At 72.7% G+C, this 16,525-nt stretch carries 15 protein-coding genes; 11 read left to right on the forward strand and 4 right to left on the reverse strand.

Annotation, left to right across the window (positions count from 1 at the left end):
- The first annotated feature begins 82 nt into the window (after nucleotides 1–82).
- A complete protein-coding gene (locus tag ACZ4VK_RS33940; RefSeq protein WP_468360839.1) occupies nucleotides 83–1,855 on the forward strand; it encodes a BACON domain-containing protein in 1,773 nt (590 codons plus the stop codon).
- Between the two features lie 36 nt (nucleotides 1,856–1,891).
- Here ACZ4VK_RS33940 and ACZ4VK_RS33945 read toward each other — a convergent pair whose 3' ends face one another.
- Nucleotides 1,892–2,677, reverse strand: a complete 786-nt coding sequence (locus ACZ4VK_RS33945; protein WP_468360913.1) for a DUF3109 family protein — start codon at nucleotides 2,675–2,677, stop codon at nucleotides 1,892–1,894.
- Nucleotides 2,678–2,853: 176 nt separating this feature from the next.
- On the opposite strand from ACZ4VK_RS33945, the gene ACZ4VK_RS33950 reads away from it, so the two are divergent.
- From ACZ4VK_RS33950 to ilvD, 4 genes are all read left to right on the forward strand, one after another.
- Nucleotides 2,854–3,786 carry a Ppx/GppA family phosphatase gene (locus ACZ4VK_RS33950; RefSeq protein ID WP_468360842.1) on the forward strand — a complete coding sequence of 311 codons (933 nt, stop codon included), beginning with the start codon at nucleotides 2,854–2,856 and terminating at the stop codon, nucleotides 3,784–3,786.
- Between the two features lie 128 nt (nucleotides 3,787–3,914).
- Entirely contained in the window at nucleotides 3,915–4,751 is an 837-nt protein-coding gene (locus tag ACZ4VK_RS33955) for a sugar phosphate isomerase/epimerase family protein (protein ID WP_468360845.1), read from the forward strand.
- A complete protein-coding gene (locus ACZ4VK_RS33960) occupies nucleotides 4,748–5,359 on the forward strand; it encodes a TetR/AcrR family transcriptional regulator (protein ID WP_468360848.1) in 612 nt (203 codons plus the stop codon). Before ACZ4VK_RS33955 ends, ACZ4VK_RS33960 begins: the two co-directional genes overlap by 4 nt.
- A gap of 136 nt (nucleotides 5,360–5,495) precedes the next feature.
- On the forward strand, nucleotides 5,496–7,349 hold the full coding sequence (gene ilvD, locus ACZ4VK_RS33965; protein WP_468360851.1) for a dihydroxy-acid dehydratase: 1,854 nt from the start codon (nucleotides 5,496–5,498) through the stop codon (nucleotides 7,347–7,349).
- Between the two features lie 124 nt (nucleotides 7,350–7,473).
- Here the strand turns inward: ilvD and ACZ4VK_RS33970 are convergent, their stop codons facing one another.
- On the reverse strand, nucleotides 7,474–9,660 hold the full coding sequence (locus ACZ4VK_RS33970) for a protein kinase domain-containing protein (RefSeq protein WP_468360854.1): 2,187 nt from the start codon (nucleotides 9,658–9,660) through the stop codon (nucleotides 7,474–7,476).
- A 157-nt stretch (nucleotides 9,661–9,817) separates the two neighbouring features.
- Here ACZ4VK_RS33970 and ACZ4VK_RS33975 point away from each other — a divergent pair, with 157 nt between their 5' ends.
- The 5 genes from ACZ4VK_RS33975 (at nucleotide 9,818) to proC (ending at nucleotide 13,263) form a co-directional block, all read left to right on the forward strand.
- Entirely contained in the window at nucleotides 9,818–10,117 is a 300-nt protein-coding gene (locus tag ACZ4VK_RS33975; RefSeq protein WP_468360857.1) for a peptidase, read from the forward strand.
- 35 nt (nucleotides 10,118–10,152) lie between these two features.
- Nucleotides 10,153–10,668 carry a hypothetical protein gene (locus tag ACZ4VK_RS33980; protein WP_468360860.1) on the forward strand — a complete coding sequence of 172 codons (516 nt, stop codon included), beginning with the start codon at nucleotides 10,153–10,155 and terminating at the stop codon, nucleotides 10,666–10,668.
- 79 nt (nucleotides 10,669–10,747) lie between these two features.
- Nucleotides 10,748–11,635, forward strand: coding sequence for an ABC transporter ATP-binding protein (locus tag ACZ4VK_RS33985; RefSeq protein WP_468360863.1), 888 nt, complete (start codon nucleotides 10,748–10,750; stop codon nucleotides 11,633–11,635).
- A complete protein-coding gene (locus ACZ4VK_RS33990) occupies nucleotides 11,632–12,369 on the forward strand; it encodes an ABC transporter permease (protein ID WP_468360866.1) in 738 nt (245 codons plus the stop codon). Before ACZ4VK_RS33985 ends, ACZ4VK_RS33990 begins: the two co-directional genes overlap by 4 nt.
- Before the next feature lie 84 nt (nucleotides 12,370–12,453).
- A complete protein-coding gene (proC, locus tag ACZ4VK_RS33995; protein ID WP_468360869.1) occupies nucleotides 12,454–13,263 on the forward strand; it encodes a pyrroline-5-carboxylate reductase in 810 nt (269 codons plus the stop codon).
- A gap of 24 nt (nucleotides 13,264–13,287) precedes the next feature.
- Here proC and ACZ4VK_RS34000 read toward each other — a convergent pair whose 3' ends face one another.
- On the reverse strand, nucleotides 13,288–13,884 hold the full coding sequence (locus tag ACZ4VK_RS34000) for a cysteine hydrolase family protein (protein WP_468360872.1): 597 nt from the start codon (nucleotides 13,882–13,884) through the stop codon (nucleotides 13,288–13,290).
- A 45-nt stretch (nucleotides 13,885–13,929) separates the two neighbouring features.
- Between ACZ4VK_RS34000 and ACZ4VK_RS34005 the strand changes: the two genes are divergently transcribed.
- Nucleotides 13,930–14,973 carry a GlxA family transcriptional regulator gene (locus tag ACZ4VK_RS34005; protein ID WP_468360875.1) on the forward strand — a complete coding sequence of 348 codons (1,044 nt, stop codon included), beginning with the start codon at nucleotides 13,930–13,932 and terminating at the stop codon, nucleotides 14,971–14,973.
- Here the strand turns inward: ACZ4VK_RS34005 and trpS are convergent.
- Nucleotides 14,940–15,938, reverse strand: a complete 999-nt coding sequence (gene trpS, locus ACZ4VK_RS34010; protein WP_468360878.1) for a tryptophan--tRNA ligase — start codon at nucleotides 15,936–15,938, stop codon at nucleotides 14,940–14,942. The genes ACZ4VK_RS34005 and trpS overlap by 34 nt on opposite strands.
- Between the last annotated feature and the right edge of the window lie 587 nt (nucleotides 15,939–16,525).

Here is a 16,525-nt window from a genome sequence, read left to right on the forward strand (position 1 = left end):
TTCGAGCGATACCTTCACCCGTACGAATGAGAAGTGCGCGACCGGTACGAAAAGTGCCCCCCTCGCTGCCTACGGTCACCGGGTGACGAGCAGCAGGCTGGAATCTCCCGGACGCACCACCGGCGCACACCCGGCGCACCGCGCCGCGGACGAGGGCCCGCGCACGTCCGGCCGGCGGGCCCCCGCCCACTACGAGGCCGCCCTCGACGGCCTCTTCACGTACTGCCTCTCCGTGCTCTGCGACCACGACACGGCCACCGCCGTCCTCGGCGACGTCCTCGCCGTCGCCGAGCGCCACCACGGCCGCTGTCCCTCCGACGAGGACGGCCGTACGGCCTGGCTGTACGCCCTCGCCCGCTGGGCCTGTCTGCGCAGCCTCGGCGAGCAGCGCCGCAAGCGCCAGGGCGCCCACACCGGCCGCCCCGCCGTCACCGCGCCCGAGCCGCCCCGGATCCCCGAGGAGACCGCCGAGCGGCGCCGCGCCGAACTCGCGCTGCTCGCCTGGCCCGAGGCCGCCGGCACCACACCCGAGCAGCGCGAGGCCCTGGAGCTTGCCGTACGGCACCGCCTCAGCCACCGCCAGGTCGCCGCCGTGCTCTCCCTCGACCCGCTCGCCGCCCGCGAACTCCTCGCCACCGCCGGCTGCGAGGTCGAGCGCACCAGGGCCGCCCTCGCCGTCGTCGACACCGGCAGCTGCCCCACCGTCGCCCGGCTCACCGGCGACCACCAGGTGCTCCTGTCGGCCGCCCTGCGGGCCGAGCTCGTCCGGCACGTCGACGACTGCCCCCGCTGCCGGCGGGCCGCCGAGCGCGTCGGCGCCGCAGGACCCTGGCCGGGGGCCGGGGCCCTCCCGCCGGCCGGACTCCCGCTCGTCGAGGCCCCCCGGGCGGCCGCGTACATGGCGATGCTCCATGTCCCGCGCGCGCGTGCCGGGGCCCCGCGCTTCGCGCCGACCGGCTTCCCCCTCGACCCGAAGGACCACGCTGCCCGCCGCGACCGGATGCGGGCCCGCGCGGTGACGACCACCGTCGTCGCGGCCGTCGTCGCCGCGCCCGTCCTCGCCCTCTGGACCTCCTACCGGGGCGCCCCCGCCGCCGAGACGACCGCACGGGACGGCTCCCGGATCAGCGCGCGCGAGGCGGACGAACCGGCGAGCGCCGACAGCGACCGGTACGAGAACACGGGCAACGCCCGGACGACCCCCGAGCCCCGCTTCACCCGGGGCAGCCGCGCCCCCGACGTCTCCGTCGAGATCCTCAGCCCCGGCGGCCCCACCGGCCCCACGGAAGCCGCGGGCCCGGGCGAGACCGCCCCGGGCTGGATCACGGTCGGCGCGCGCGGCCACGGCGACCTGACCCTGCTCACCCTCACCGCGTCCGGGGGCTCCCCCGTCGAGTGGTCGCTGTGGACGGACGCACCCTGGCTGTACGTGAGCCGCGCCTCCGGCACGCTGCGGCCCGGCGAGACGGTCACGCTCGCCGTCCGCGTCGACCACGACCGCGAACCCCGGGGCGCCTGGAGCGCCAGGATCGGGGTGAACCCCTCGGGCGCCGTGGTCAGGATCGACGGGCGTGGAGTCAGCGCCCCGCCGCCGGCCGACCCGGTCACCCCGCCGCCGACGACACCGCCGACGAACCCTCCGACCACGGACCCGACGACGCCCCCGCCGACGACGGAGGAACCGCCGACGACGCCTCCGTCGACCACCGAGCCGACGACACCTCCGAGCACGGAGCCGACGACCCCGCCCCCGACGACGGAGGAACCGCCCCCGAGCACGACGGACCCGGGCACCACGGAGCCGACCACCCCGCCGCCGACGACGGAGGAAACGCCGGCGCCGTCCACGTCCTGAGCGAAGCGGATCCCGGCAACCGGCCCGCCCGAGCGGCTAGATCTTCGGGTCGGCCGGGTGCGGGGCCACCAGCGGCAGCTGCGAGGAGAGCCGCGCCTCACACAGCCCGGCCAGGACCTCGTACGCCTCCTTGCCCATCATCTCGGTGAGCTCGGGCCGGTACGTGACGTAGACCGGCTCCCCGGCCCCGTGCGCCGACGTGGCCGAGGTGCACCACCAGTGCAGGTCGTGGCCGCCCGGGCCCCAGCCCCGCCGGTCGTACTCACCGATCGACACCTGCAGGACCCGCGTGTCGTCGGGCCGGTCGATCCAGTCGTACGTGCGCCGCACCGGCAGCTGCCAGCAGACGTCCGGCTTCGTCTCCAGCGGCTCCTTGCCCTCCCTGAGGGCCAGGATGTGCAGCGAGCAGCCCGCGCCGCCCGCGAAACCGGGACGGTTCTGGAAGATGCAGGACCCCTCCCAGCGGCGGGTCTGCCGGTCGCCGTCCTCGTCGAGCTGCACCCAGCCCGTCTCCGTACCGACGTCGTGGAACTGCCAGAGCTCCGGAGTGAGACGTGCCACATGCGAGGCGACCCGCTTCTCGTCGTCCTCGTCGGAGAAGTGCGCGCCCAGCGTGCAGCAGCCGTCGTCGGCCCGGCCCGCCTGGATGCCCTGGCAGCCACTGCCGAAGACGCACGTCCAGCGCGAGGTCAGCCAGGTCAGGTCGCAGCGGAAGACCTGCTCCTCGTCGGCCGGGTCGGGAAACTCGACCCACGCACGCGCGAAGTCGAGCCCCTTCTCGTCCGGCTCGGCCTTCTTGCCCCGCTTCCTGCCGCTCTTCACCGCGCCGCCCGCCGGGGCGGCCTCGGCGGTCCTGCCGGCCTTCGCTTCCGCCACAGCCGTCACGTCGGTCACAGCCGACACACCCGTGTCGCTGCCGCTGTCCTTGCCGGGCTTCGCCTTCTTCGTCTTTGGCACAACACCAAGCGTATGCGGGTGCGCGCAGTACCGTTCCGCCCATGAGACTCGGAGTCCTCGACGTCGGTTCGAACACAGCGCACTTCCTGGTGGTGGACGCCCATCCCGGCGCCCGGCCGCTGCCCGCCCATTCCCACAAGGCGGAGCTCCGGCTCGCCGAACTGCTCGACGAGCGGGGCGCCATCGCGCCCCACGGCGTCGAGCGGCTCACCGCGACCGTCCGGGACGCGCTCCTGGCCGCCGAGGACAAGGGCTGCGAGGAGGTACTGCCGTTCGCGACCTCCGCGGTCCGCGAGGCCAGCAACGCCGACGCCGTCCTCGCGCGCGTGAAGGACGAGACCGGGGTCGAGCTCCAGGTCCTCACCGGCGAGGAGGAGGCCCGGCTCACCTTCCTCGCGGCCCGCCGCTGGTTCGGCTGGTCCGCGGGCAAGCTCCTCCTCCTCGACATCGGGGGCGGCTCCCTCGAAGTCGCGTACGGCATCGACGAGGACCCGGACACGGCCGTCTCCCTGCCGCTCGGCGCGGGCCGTCTGACCGCCGGCTGGCTGCGGGGCGACCCGGCCGACCTCGACGACGTGAAGGCCCTCCGCCGCCACGTGCGCGCGCAGATCGCCCGTACGGTCGGGGAGTTCAGCCGCTCGGGCCGCCCCGACCACGTCGTGGCCACCTCCAAGACCTTCAAGCAGCTGGCCAGGATCGCCGGGGCCCCCGGCTCGGGCGAGGGCCTCTACGTCCAGCGGATACTGACCCGCAAGTCCCTGGAGGAGTGGGTTCCGCGCCTCGCCGGGATGACCATCCCCGAGCGCGCGGCCCTGCCGGGCGTCTCGGAGGGCCGTGCGGGACAGCTCCTCGCGGGCGCGCTCGTCGCGGAGGGCGCGATGGACCTGCTCGGCGTGGAGGAACTGGAGATCTGCCCCTGGGCCCTCCGCGAGGGCGTCATCCTGCGCCGCCTGGACCACCTCCCGGAACACTGACGAGCCGCGGGCCCCGGCCCGCCGCCCGCCGCCTCTCCCTGCCCGGCCCGCCGCCCGCCGTGGGCTCCCCGGCCCCAGCGTGACCTGAACCACCCCCCGTCCCCCGCCCCGCCCCGTACCCTGTCCCCGTGGCAGAACCAGTGGTGCGCATCCCGGATGCGAAGGTCGCCCTGTCGACGGCCTCGGTCTATCCGGAGTCGACGGCGACGGCCTTCGAGATCGCCGCGCGCCTCGGCTACGACGGTGTCGAGGTCATGGTGTGGACCGACCCGGTCAGCCAGGACATCGAGGCGCTGCGCCGGCTCTCCGACTACCACCAGGTGCCGATCCTGGCCGTGCACGCCCCCTGCCTCCTCATCACCCAGCGCGTCTGGTCCACCGACCCGTGGGTCAAGCTCCAGCGCGCACAGGCGGCGGCCGAGCGGCTCGGCGCGTCGACGGTCGTCGTCCACCCCCCGTTCCGCTGGCAACGCCAGTACGCCAAGGACTTCGTCACCGGCATCTGGCGGATGGCGGACGAGACCGACGTACGGTTCGCCGTCGAGAACATGTACCCCTGGCGGTACAAGGACCGCGAGATGCTCGCGTACGCCCCCGAGTGGGACGTCACCAAGGACGACTACCGGCACTTCACCGTCGACCTCTCGCACACCGCGACCGCCCGCACGGACGCGCTCGCGATGATCGACCGCATGGGCGACCGGCTCGGCCATGTCCACCTCGCCGACGGCAGGGGTTCCGCCAAGGACGAGCACCTGGTCCCGGGGCGCGGCACCCAGCCCTGTGCCGAGCTCCTGGAGCGCCTCGCCCTCACCGGCTTCGACGGCCACGTCGTCATCGAGGTCAACACCCGCCGCGCGATGTCAGCCGCCGAACGCGAGGCCGATCTCGCGGAGGCCCTGGCCTTCACCCGGCTCCACCTCGCGTCGGCGTCCGCCCGCCACTCCCGGGTCCCGCGACCGTGACCGAACCGGCCCCGCGCCGGCGCGGCCGCCCCTCCCGTACCGGGGAGGAGAGCGGGCCGGGCGCACGCGAGCGCATCCTGGACGCGGCCCGCGCCCAGTTCGCCGAGCGCGGCTACGACAAGGCCTCGGTGCGCGGCATCGCCAAGGCGGCCGGCGTCGACCCGGCACTCGTGCACCACTACTTCGGTACGAAGGACGAGGTCTTCGCCGCCGCGATCGAGGTCTCCTTCGAGCCGGCGACCGTCATCCCGGCGATCGTCGGCGGCCCGCGCGAGACCATCGGGGAACGCCTGGCCCGCTTCTTCATCGGCGTCTGGGAGAACCCCGTCAGCCGCGCCCCGCTCCTCGCGATCGTCCGCTCCGCGCTGACCCACGAGGCCGCCGCCAAGGTGCTGCGGACCTTCGTGCTGCGACGGCTCCTGGAGCGGATCGCGGACGAGCTCGACGTACCGGACCCGAAGTTCCGCGCGGAGCTGGCCGCCTCCCACATGATCGGGATCGCGATCATGCGGTACGTGATCCAGGTCGAGCCGATGGCCTCGGCGGACCCGGAGAAGATCGTGGCGATGGTGGCCCCGACCCTCCAGCGCTATCTGACCGAGGCCTGAGGCGCAGCCCCGAGCGGCGCGCGGCGACACGTCCGGAAGCTGAACAGTCGGTCCGCCATACGGACACCCTGTCCAGATCTTGGTCCGTCGGCGTACGCTCGAAAGCAAGCACATCCATCACGAGGAGCGAGCGACGATGCCCGAGCTGAGGTCCCGCACTGTCACCCACGGTCGCAACATGGCGGGCGCACGCGCCCTTATGCGCGCCTCCGGTGTACCCGGCGCGGACATCGGCCGGAAGCCGATCATCGCGGTGGCCAACTCCTTCACGGAGTTCGTCCCCGGCCACACCCACCTCCAGCCCGTCGGCCGGATCGTCTCCGAGGCCATCACGGCCGCCGGCGGCATCGCCCGCGAGTTCAACACGATCGCCGTCGACGACGGCATCGCGATGGGGCACGGCGGCATGCTGTACTCGCTCCCCTCCCGCGACCTGATCGCGGACAGCGTGGAGTACATGGTCGAGGCGCACTGCGCCGACGCCCTGATCTGCATCTCCAACTGCGACAAGATCACTCCCGGCATGCTGATGGCCGCCCTGCGCCTCAACATCCCGACGGTCTTCGTCTCCGGCGGCCCGATGGAGGCCGGACGCGCGACCCTCGTCGACGGCACGGTTCGCACGCTCGACCTGGTCGACGCGATGTCCGACGCCGTGAACCCCAAGATCTCGGACGAGGACATCCTCCGGATCGAGGAGAACGCCTGCCCGACCTGCGGATCCTGTTCCGGCATGTTCACCGCCAACTCGATGAACTGCCTGACCGAGGCGATCGGCCTCTCCCTCCCGGGCAACGGCTCGCTGCTCGCCACCCACACCGCCCGCAAGGGCCTGTACGAGGCCGCGGCCCGCACGGTCGTCGACATCACCCGTCGGTACTACGACGAGGACGACGCCTCCGTCCTGCCGCGCTCGATCGCGACCCGCGGGGCCTTCGAGAACGCCATGGCCCTCGACATCGCCATGGGCGGCTCGACCAACACGATCCTGCACCTGCTCGCCGCCGCCCAGGAGGCCGAGCTGGACTACGGCCTGCCGGACATGGACGAGGTCTCGCGCCGGGTCCCCTGCCTGGCCAAGGTCGCTCCGAACGTCGCCAAGGACCGTACGTACTACATGGAGGACGTGCACCGGGCGGGCGGCATCCCGGCTCTCCTCGGCGAGCTCTACCGCGCCGGTCTCCTCGACGAGGACGTCCACTCCGTCCACTCCCGCTCCATCAAGGAGTGGCTGGACGCCTGGGACGTCCGTGGCGGCTCCCCGTCGGACGAGGCCGTCGAGCTGTTCCACGCGGCCCCCGGCTGCGTCCGCTCGGCGACCGCCTTCTCCCAGTCCGAGCGGTGGGAGGCGCTGGACGTGGACGCGGCCGGCGGCTGCATCCGCGACGCGGCCCACGCGTACTCGAAGGACGGCGGCCTCGCGGTCCTGCACGGCAACCTCGCCGTCGACGGCTGCGTGGTGAAGACGGCCGGTGTCGACGAGTCGATCTGGACCTTCGAGGGCCCGGCGGTCGTCTGCGAGTCGCAGGACGAGGCCGTCGAGAAGATCCTGAACAAGCAGGTCAAGGACGGCGACGTGGTCGTCATCCGCTACGAGGGCCCGCGCGGCGGCCCCGGCATGCAGGAGATGCTCTACCCGACCTCCTTCCTCAAGGGCCGGGGCCTGGGCAAGACCTGCGCGCTCGTCACCGACGGACGCTTCTCGGGCGGTACGTCGGGCCTGTCCATCGGCCACGCGTCGCCGGAGGCGGCCTCGGGCGGCACGATCGCCCTCGTCGAGGACGGCGACCGCATCCGCATCGACATCCCGAACCGTTCGATCGAGCTGCTCGTCGACGAGGCCACCCTGGCCACCCGCCGGGAGGCGCTGAACGGCGTGTACGCGCCGAAGAACCGGCAGCGCAAGGTGTCGGCGGCCCTGCGCGCGTACGCGGCGATGGCGACGAGCGCCGACAAGGGCGCGGTCCGGGACGTGACGAGGCTGGGCTGACCGGTGACGACCGGCTGACCGGCCCCGGAGGAGACGACCCGCGGCGGCGGGGAGCGGCACGAAGCCCGTTCCCCGCCGCCGCGGTGTTTCCCGGCGGCGCGTACGGGCTACGCGCCCGCGTGGCTCACCAGGACCCGGGATCGCGCGTGTCGACCGCGAAGACGGAGCCGTCAGGGGCCGTACCGAACACCCTGTCCCCGACCACCAGCGGCGGGGGCACGAGGGGCGCGTACTCGAGCCGGCCGTTGAGCAGCCGCGGCCGGGTCTGGCCGATCAGGGCGCCGCGTACGGTGTCGACGGCGAGCAGCCGCCCGTCCTGGACGGAGAAGTAGAGCCGGTCACCCGGGCCGACGACGGGCGCGGACACGTTCCCGGCGCCCGTCTCGAGCTCCCACAGCACCCGCCCCTTCTCCGCCGCCGTGTCGAAGGCGGTGAGGTGCCCGTTCGCGTCGAGCACGTGGACGATCGCGCCGCGCACGGCGACGCCCCGGAGGTCGATCCGGTGGGGGAGGGGGAGCCGCCGCACGGTGCCGTCGTCCGGGTCGAGCAGCACGAGGGCGTCGACCAGTGAGGCCTGGTGGAACGAGGCGAGGACCAGCGCTCCGTCGCCGGTGCGGCCCAGCGGGTCGAGAGTGCCGTCCAGGTCGTGCCGCCAGTCCATCTCGCCGGTACGGGGCCGGACGCCGCCGACCCGGGTGCTCGTCCCGTCGGGAGAGGTCTCGGACACCGTGAGGAGGCCGGTCGGAGCGTCGTACGGTCCCGGCCGCGGGATCCCGAAGCCGGCGAGGCCGTGCCGCCAGAGCTCCTTGCCGGTACGGCTGTCGACGGCCCGGATCCCGCCCCGCCCGTCGGAGAGCACGACGGCGGTCCCGGCCGGCCGGTACGTCTCGGGAAGCTTCGCCTCGGCGGTCCAGCCGGGCGTGCCGCCCTCGGCCGCGTAGGCCCGCAGCGGGCCCGTCGGGGTGGCGGCGCCGACCAGACCGTCCGCGAGGAGGAAGGGCGCGGCCGGGGACTCCGCCCTGACGGGGGCGGACCGGGACCAGAGGACCCGTCCCGTCACCGGGTCGAGCCGGGTGAGGTCCACGCTCCTGGCCGAGCAGTACAGCGCGCCCCCGGCGTGGGTGCACGCGGGCGCGGCCGTCGGGCCGTGCCTCTGGAGGGTGGTCTGCCAGCCGGCGAAGACGGTGGCCACCTCCGCGGGGCGGGTGGGGGTCTTCGGACCGCCGGGCGCCGAGGGGCTCAGGGCCGCGTAGAGGCCCGCTCCCGTCAGCACGACCGCTGCGGCGACGGCGATCGTCAGCCGCGGCCGGACACGCGGGCCCCGGCGGCGCGGGGGAGCCGCGGGGGCGCGTACCGGCGTGTCCGCGTCCCACGCGGGGGAAGGTCCGGTCGCCCCGGCCATGCCGCCGTCGAGGGCCTCGCCTCCCCCGCCTCCCGGCAGGGCGGGCCGCCGCCGCTGAGCCGGTATGAACGCCTCCGCCGCGTACGAGGGCGGCAGCAGCGCCGCCATGATCTGGCCCGGCGTCGGTCGCTCGGCCGGCTCCTTGGCGAGGCAGCGCGCGACGAGCGGCGCCAGCTCCTCCGGCACGCCCGTCAGATCCGGCTCGTCGTGGACGACCTGGTACGCCACGATGTACGGGCTGTCGGAGTCGAAGGGCCCGTGCCCGGTCGCCGCGTGCACCAGGACCGAGCCGAGCGCGAACACGTCCGCCGCCGGCCCGACCTCCCTCGGCCGCTGGAACTGCTCCGGCGCCATGAACGGCGGTGAACCGATGAGCTTGCCCGTCTCCGTGCGCAGATCGCTGTCGACCGGCCGCGAGATGCCGAAGTCGATGACCTTGGGGCCGGTGTCGGTGAGCAGGACGTTGCTGGGCTTCAGATCGCGGTGGACGACACCGGCGCGGTGGATGTCGCGCAGCGCCTCCGCGAGCCCGGCGGTGAGCCGGCGCAGTTCGGCGGGGGCCAGCGGACCGTTCCGCCTCACCTGGTCGGCGAGGGTGGGTCCGGGGACGTAGAGGGTGGCCATCCAGGGGCGTACGGCATCGGGGTCGGCGTCGACGACCGGCGCGGTGAAGGCTCCGCTGACCCGGCGGGCGGCGGCGACCTCCTGGCGGAAACGCGCCCGGAACTCGGGGTCCTCCGCATACCGTGCGTGCACGACCTTGACCGCGAGCCGCAGCCCGGACGCCGAGGCCGCGAGGTGCACGACGCCCATGCCGCCGGCGCCCAGACATGCCTGGAGACGGTAGCCGCCCGCGTACTCGGGCCCCTCCGCTTCCCGGCCGGCACCGGTACCGCGCAACGGCGGCATCGCCCACCCCCGTGTGATTCCCCGTCACCTCACGCGCCCGTGCGCGACCCGACGGAGCCTAGTCCATGGGGTCCCCGATGTCGGTGGGGCTTGCTAGCCTGCGCGTCGCGGAGAGTGAAACTCGGCGGAGCGCTTTTGCGCCAAGGGGGAGGACACCATGGGTACGGAAGAGAAGCAGACCACGGGGGACGCGGTCACGACACTGGCGGCGACGCGCTACGCGGTCGCACCGGGCTACCGGGTGAACGTGCGCTCGGGCCCGAGCACCCAGTACCCGATCGTCCGGGTACTGCCCCTGGACGCCACGGTGGCGATCTCCTGCCAGAAGTACGGCGAGTGGATCAGCGGCCCCTACGGCACCACGCGCATCTGGGACAACATCGCGCCGGGCGAGTACATCTCCGACGCGTACGTGCGCACGGGCAGCGACGGCTTCGTCGCGCCGCGCTGCGCCTGAGGTCCTCCCTCGTCGCCCCGGGGATAATCGACCTCGTGAGCGACGACGAGCAGACCCCCAGCACGACCGGCGGCACCCCCGCCGGCCCCCGACCCGAGGAGATCCGCTTCTTCGGGACGACCTGGGTCGACCACAGCGGCCACTACCCGCTGCGCCGCGCCGGCCTGGCCGCCGGCTCGCTCGCCGCCGCCGTCGCGGCCTGCTTCGTGCTGCGCTTCGCCTACGAAGGCCTGCAGATCGCGGACGTCGGCGGCATCGTCAACATGCTGGTCGTCGTCATGTTCGCGATCTGCAGCGCCATCGCCTTCCGCAAGACCTGGGAAGGCTTCCTCCGCCGGCCCGCCGACCCGGCCCGCGAGGACTCCCTGCGCAGCCTGAAGGCGATCGGCTTCGTCGGCTCGCTCCTCGCCTACAGCGCCCGCTGCCTCGTCGAGGCACCCGGCGAGAAGCTGCGCCGCACGGAGTACGACAAGGCCCGCGAGCAGTACGAGAAGCGCCGCGGAACCCGCACCGGCAACCCCGCCGCCCGCAAGAAGCCGAAGCGCACGTAGCAGCCACCCCCCGAGAACCGACGACCGTCCAGGCCCCACGTCCTTGACGACCGGTACCCCCAGGCGCACTATTCATCACATGATGAATTACCCGGCGGACGAGGCCGCCGACAAGGCCACCGCCCAGGCCGCCGACAAAACCACGGCCACGGCCAAGCCCACCGAACCGGACGCCCCCACCGGCCCCCCGGGCAACACGACCCACGAACCGGCCATCACCGCCCACGGCCTCACCACCGTCCGCGGCGACCGCACCGTCCTCCGGGGCCTCGACTTCACCGTCCCCGCCGGCAGGATCACCGGCCTCCTCGGCCCCTCAGGCTGCGGCAAATCCACCCTCATGCGCGCGATCGTCGGCACCCAGGCCAAGGTCGACGGCACCCTCCACGTCCTCGGCCGCCCCGCCGGCGACCCCACCCTCCGCTCCCGCATCGGCTACGTCACCCAGGCCCCCTCCGTCTACGACGACCTCACCGTCCGCCAGAACCTCGACTACTTCGCCGCCGTCCTGCTCCCCGGCCGCGCCCACCGCCACGACCGCCACACGGCCGTCGACCGGGCCCTCATGGACGTCGACCTCGCCCCGCACGCCGACTCCCTCGCCGGCCGGCTCTCCGGCGGCCAGCGCAGCCGCGTCTCCCTCGCCGTCGCCCTCCTCGGCACCCCCGAACTCCTCGTCCTCGACGAACCCACCGTCGGCCTCGACCCCGTCCTCCGCCGCGACCTGTGGAACCTCTTCCACCAGATCGCCGCCGACCGAGGCACGACCCTCCTCATCTCCTCGCACGTCACGGACGAAGCCGAACGCTGCCACCGGCTCCTCCTCATGCGCGAGGGCGAGATCCTCGCCGACGACACCCCCGAAGCCCTCCGCCGCCGCAACGACACCGCCACCGTCGAAGAGGCCTTCCTCCACCTGGTCGACGCCGCCGCCGCCCGAGCCGCACACGAGGAGTCCCGGTCATGAGTAGCGCCCGCACCCTCGCCACCGCCGCCCGCGTCCTGCGTCAGCTGCGCCACGACCCCCGCTCGATCGCCCTGATGCTCCTCGTCCCCTGCGCCATGCTCTTCCTGCTCCGGTACGTCTTCGACGGAAGCCCCGGCACCTTCGACACCATCGGCGCATCCCTGCTCGGCATCTTCCCGCTCATCACGATGTTCCTGGTGACCTCCATCGCCACCCTCCGCGAACGCACCTCCGGCACCCTCGAACGCCTCCTCGCCCTGCCCCTCGGCAAGGCCGACCTCATCGCCGGCTACGCCCTCGCCTTCGGCCTCCTCGCCGTCGTCCAGTCCACCCTGGCCACCGGCCTCGCCGTCTGGTTCCTGGGACTCGACGTCATCGGCTCCCCCTGGCTCCTGCTCCTCGTCGCCCTCCTCGACGCCCTCCTCGGCACCGCCCTGGGCCTCTTCGTCTCCGCCTTCGCCGCCTCCGAGTTCCAGGCCGTCCAGTTCATGCCGGCCGTGATCTTTCCCCAGCTGCTGCTCTGCGGACTCTTCACCCCACGCGACCGGATGGCCCCCGCCCTCGAAGCGATCTCCGACGCCCTGCCGATGTCGTACGCCGTCGACGGCATGAACCAGGTCCTCCGCCACCCCGACATCACCGGCGACTTCGTCCGCGACGCCCTCGTCGTCGCCGGCTGCGCCCTCCTCGTCCTCACCCTCGGCGCGGCCACCCTCCGCCGCCGCACCGCGTGACCGCCCCTCGGACACCGGCGCACCTCCCGGCCCACCGGTGCGAGGATGACGACACGTACCCCCTCCGGCGAGGTGAACAGAGCCATGACCCAGACCGTCGCAGTCCTCGGCACCGGCAAGATCGGTGAAGCGCTCCTCAGCGGCATGATCCGCGCCGGCTGGCGCCCCGCGAACCTCCTGGTCACCGCCCGCCGCGCCGAACGCGCCGAAGAACTGCGCGCCCGCTACGGCGTCGAGACCGTCACCAACGCCGAGGCCGCCAAGCGCGCCGACACCCTCATCCTGGCCGTCAAGCCCCAGGACATGGGCCGCCTCCTCGACGAGCTCGCCCCGCACGTCGCCGCCGACCGCCTGGTCATCAGTGCCGCCGCCGGCATCCCCACCTCCTTCATCGAGGAGCGCCTCACCAACGGCACCCCCGTCGTCCGTGTCATGCCCAACACCCCCGTCCTCGTCGACGAGGGCATGTCCGTCATCTCGGCCGGCAGCCACGCCACCCTCGAACACCTCGCCCACACCGAGGAGATCTTCGGCGGCGTCGGCAAGACCCTCCGCGTCCCCGAGTCCCAGCAGGACGCGGCCACCGCCCTCTCCGGCTCAGGCCCCGCGTACTTCTACTTCCTCGTCGAGGCCATGACCGACGCCGGCATCCTCCTCGGCCTGCCCCGCGCCCAGGCCCACGACCTCATCGTCCAGGCCGCCATCGGCGCCGCCGTGATGCTCCGCGACAGCGGCGAGCACCCGGTCAAGCTCCGCGAGGCCGTCACCTCCCCGGCCGGCACCACCATCAGCGCCATCCGCGAGCTGGAGAACCACGGCGTCCGCGCCGCCCTCATCGCCGCCCTCGAAGCCGCCCGCGACCGCAGCCGCGAACTCGCCTCCGGCAACAGCTGACGCCCGACGCCCCCCCCGCCGGGGTCACCGGACCCCGGCGGACGCCCCTTCCACGACCTCCTCCGTCGACACGACCTTCGCGAACCCTCCCCCGTGCAGGGACACGGCCGTCGCCTGCGCCAGCTCATCGGCGCTCCGCGACCATCCGAACGGCCCGTCCAGGTCGAAGGTGTGCATCGCGTCCAGCGGGAACACCACCTGGTACCCGAGGTTCCCGCCCATCCGGGCCGTCGTCTCGTTGCACATGTTCGTCTGGATCCCGACGATCACGATCTGCGCGATGTCCTGCCCGGACAGCCACGTGTCCAGCGACGGTTCCCCGTAGAAGGCCGAGTTCACGGTCTTCGTCACGAGCAGCTCCGGACCGCTGCCCTTCCCGCGCCGCTCCTCGACGAAATCCTTGAAGGCGTTCCCCGCGTACCCCGTCCGCAACGGCGAGCGAGAACCCTCAGGGGAGTCGTGCCGCACGAAGACGACCGGCCGCCCCGTCTCCTGCCACAGGTCGATCAGAGCCGCGATGTTCTCCTCCGCGTCCGGATTGTTCCGCTTCCCCCAGAACTCCTCCTCGAAGCCCTTCTGTACGTCGATGACAACCAGCGCTGCGTTCTGTGCGATCTCCATACCCACGATCCTTCCCCTGGTCGGCCCCCTCTCCCAGAGGAACGAATGACAGCGATCGATGGTTTACTGCCACACGTGTCGTCCATCCCCACACCCCGCCCCCAGCGCATCGCACTCCTCTCCTTCCCGGGCATCCGCGCCTTCGACATCTCCGTCATCACCGAGGTCTGGGGCAGCGACCGCAGCCTCCGAGGCGTCCCGCCCTTCGAACTCCGCAGGGTCGCCGCCGACCCGCACACCCCCGTCTCCCTGCGCGGCGGGCTCACCCTCACCCCCGACCGCCCACTCACCTGGCTCGACGGACTCACCCCCACCGACCTGGTCCTCGTCCCCGGCATCGAAGACCCCGACGCCGACCTCCCGGCCCTCCTCCTCGACGCTCTCCGCCGCGCCCACACCGCCGGCATCCCGGTCGCCTCGCTCTGCGCCGGCGCCTTCGTGCTCGCCCGAGCCGGACTCCTCGACGGCCGCCGCGCCGTCACCCATTGGCACCTGGCCACAACCCTGGCCACCCGCCACCCGAAGATCCACGTCGAACCCGACGCCCTCTTCGTCGAGGACACCGGTGTCTGGACCTCAGCCGGCACAGCCGCCGGCATCGATCTCTGCCTCCACCTCGTCCGCACCGCCCATGGCGCCGAGGCCGCCGCCTCCATCGCCCGCTCGATGGTCACCGCCCCTTTCCGCACGGGCACCCAGGCCCAGTTCATCGAGCACCCCACCCCCCGCGCCGACCGTGACGCCGACGCCCTGGCCGACGTCCGCGCCCATGCCCTCGCCCACCTCGACGAGCCGCACACCGTCGCGACCCTCGCCGCCCGAGCCGGGATGTCCCCCCGCTCCTTCGCCCGCCACTTCCAGGCCACCACCGGAACCACCCCCCTGCACTGGCTCATCGGCCAGCGCGTCGCCGCCGCGCAGAAACTCCTCGAACTCACGGACCACCCTCTCCCCGAGGTGGCCCGCCGCGCGGGCTTCGGCAGCGAGGTCACGATGCGCCAGCACTTCGCCTCGCACCTCGCCACCAGCCCGCGCGACTACCGGAACGCCTTCCGTCACCCGGCGGGCAACAGCCCGATCGCCCGATAGGCCCGGTCCACCAGAGGCCGAGCCGCCCCCCGGGCCCGCTCGGCCCCGTCCCGTAGCACCTGATCCACATAGCCGGGGTCCGCCGCGAGCTCTGCATGCCGCTCGCGCACGGGCCTCAGCAGCTCGACGACCGCATCGGCCGTGTCCCTCTTCAACGCTCCGTACGATTCATATACACCGGCCAGCGCCTCCGGGTTCCCACCCGTCGAGGCCGCCATCAGATCGAGCAGATTCGCGAGCCCCGGCTTGGCGTCCCGGTCGTACTCCACGTCCCGCCCGCTGTCGGTCACAGCCCGCATGATCTTCCGCCGCACGGTCTCCGCGTCGTCGAGCAGATAGACGATCCCGCCCCCGTTGGCGTGCGACTTCCCCATCTTCGACGTGGGGTCCTGAAGATCCATGACCCGCGCCGCCACCTCCGGCCGCGTCGCCCTCGGCACCGTGAACGTGTGCCCATACCGCTGGTTGAACCGCACCGCCAGATCCCGGGTCAGCTCGACGTGCTGCGTCTGGTCCTCACCCACCGGCACCTCATCGGCCCCGTAGGCCAGGATGTCCGCCGCCATCAGCACCGGATACGTAAGCAGCGACAGCCGCACCCCCTGACCCGCCGCCTGCGCCTGGACGCTCTTCTCCTTGTACTGGATCATCCGCCGCAGCTCGCCGTCCGTGGCCGTGCACTCCAGCAGGTACGACAGCCGCGCATGCTCATCGACATGGCTCTGTACGAACAGGGTGCACAGCTTCGGATCGAGTCCCGCGGCGAGGAGCAGCGTGGCCGCCTGCCGGCTGAGCCGCCGCACCCGCGCGGGGTCGTGCTCCACGGTCAGCGCGTGCAGGTCCACGACGCTGAACAGCGCCTCCGCCCGATGCTGATCGACCTCGACCCACCGCCGGACGGCCCCGAGGTAGTTGCCCAGCGTCAGGTGCCCGGTCGGCTTGACCCCGCTGAAGATCCTCGTCATCGCGTTGGTTCTCCCTCTTCTCCTGGGCGCCGATCCGACGGCCGCCTCCCGGAGGGGGATACGCGAACGGCCGCCGAAGCGGCGGCCGCGTGGTGCATGCGCGAGTGCGGGCCGCCGTCAGGCGGCCCACCACTGGGTGGTGTGCGCACGCGTAGTCATACGCAGAGCGTACGCCCCAGGACCGGGGTTGACACGGGATTGACCGATCCGTAAGGTTCTCCGAGTTGTCCGACGTGAGCACCGACCCCGGTCGGCCCCGGACAGCCATTCCGCAAGACCTACTGAAGCTGATGGTGCTTTGTCGTGCCGTCGTGCTTTCCGTGCGTTTTTGCGAAATGAGGAATCCGCGTTCGAAACCTGAGCGCAGCCGCCCGATTAGCGTCGGAGGCAGGAAATCCGCTAAAGTCTCACTCGTCGGAACGGCCCAACAGCCGGAAAGACAACTCCCGCTGACTGGGAATCAGACGCCGAAAGGATCTGGTAGAGTCGGAGACGCAAGACCGAAGGGAAGCCCGGAGGAAAGCCCGAGAGGGTGAGTACAAAGGAAGCGTCCGTTCCTTGAGAACTCAACAGCGTGCCAAAAATCA

The organism is Streptomyces sp. NPDC028711 (assembly GCF_055565415.1).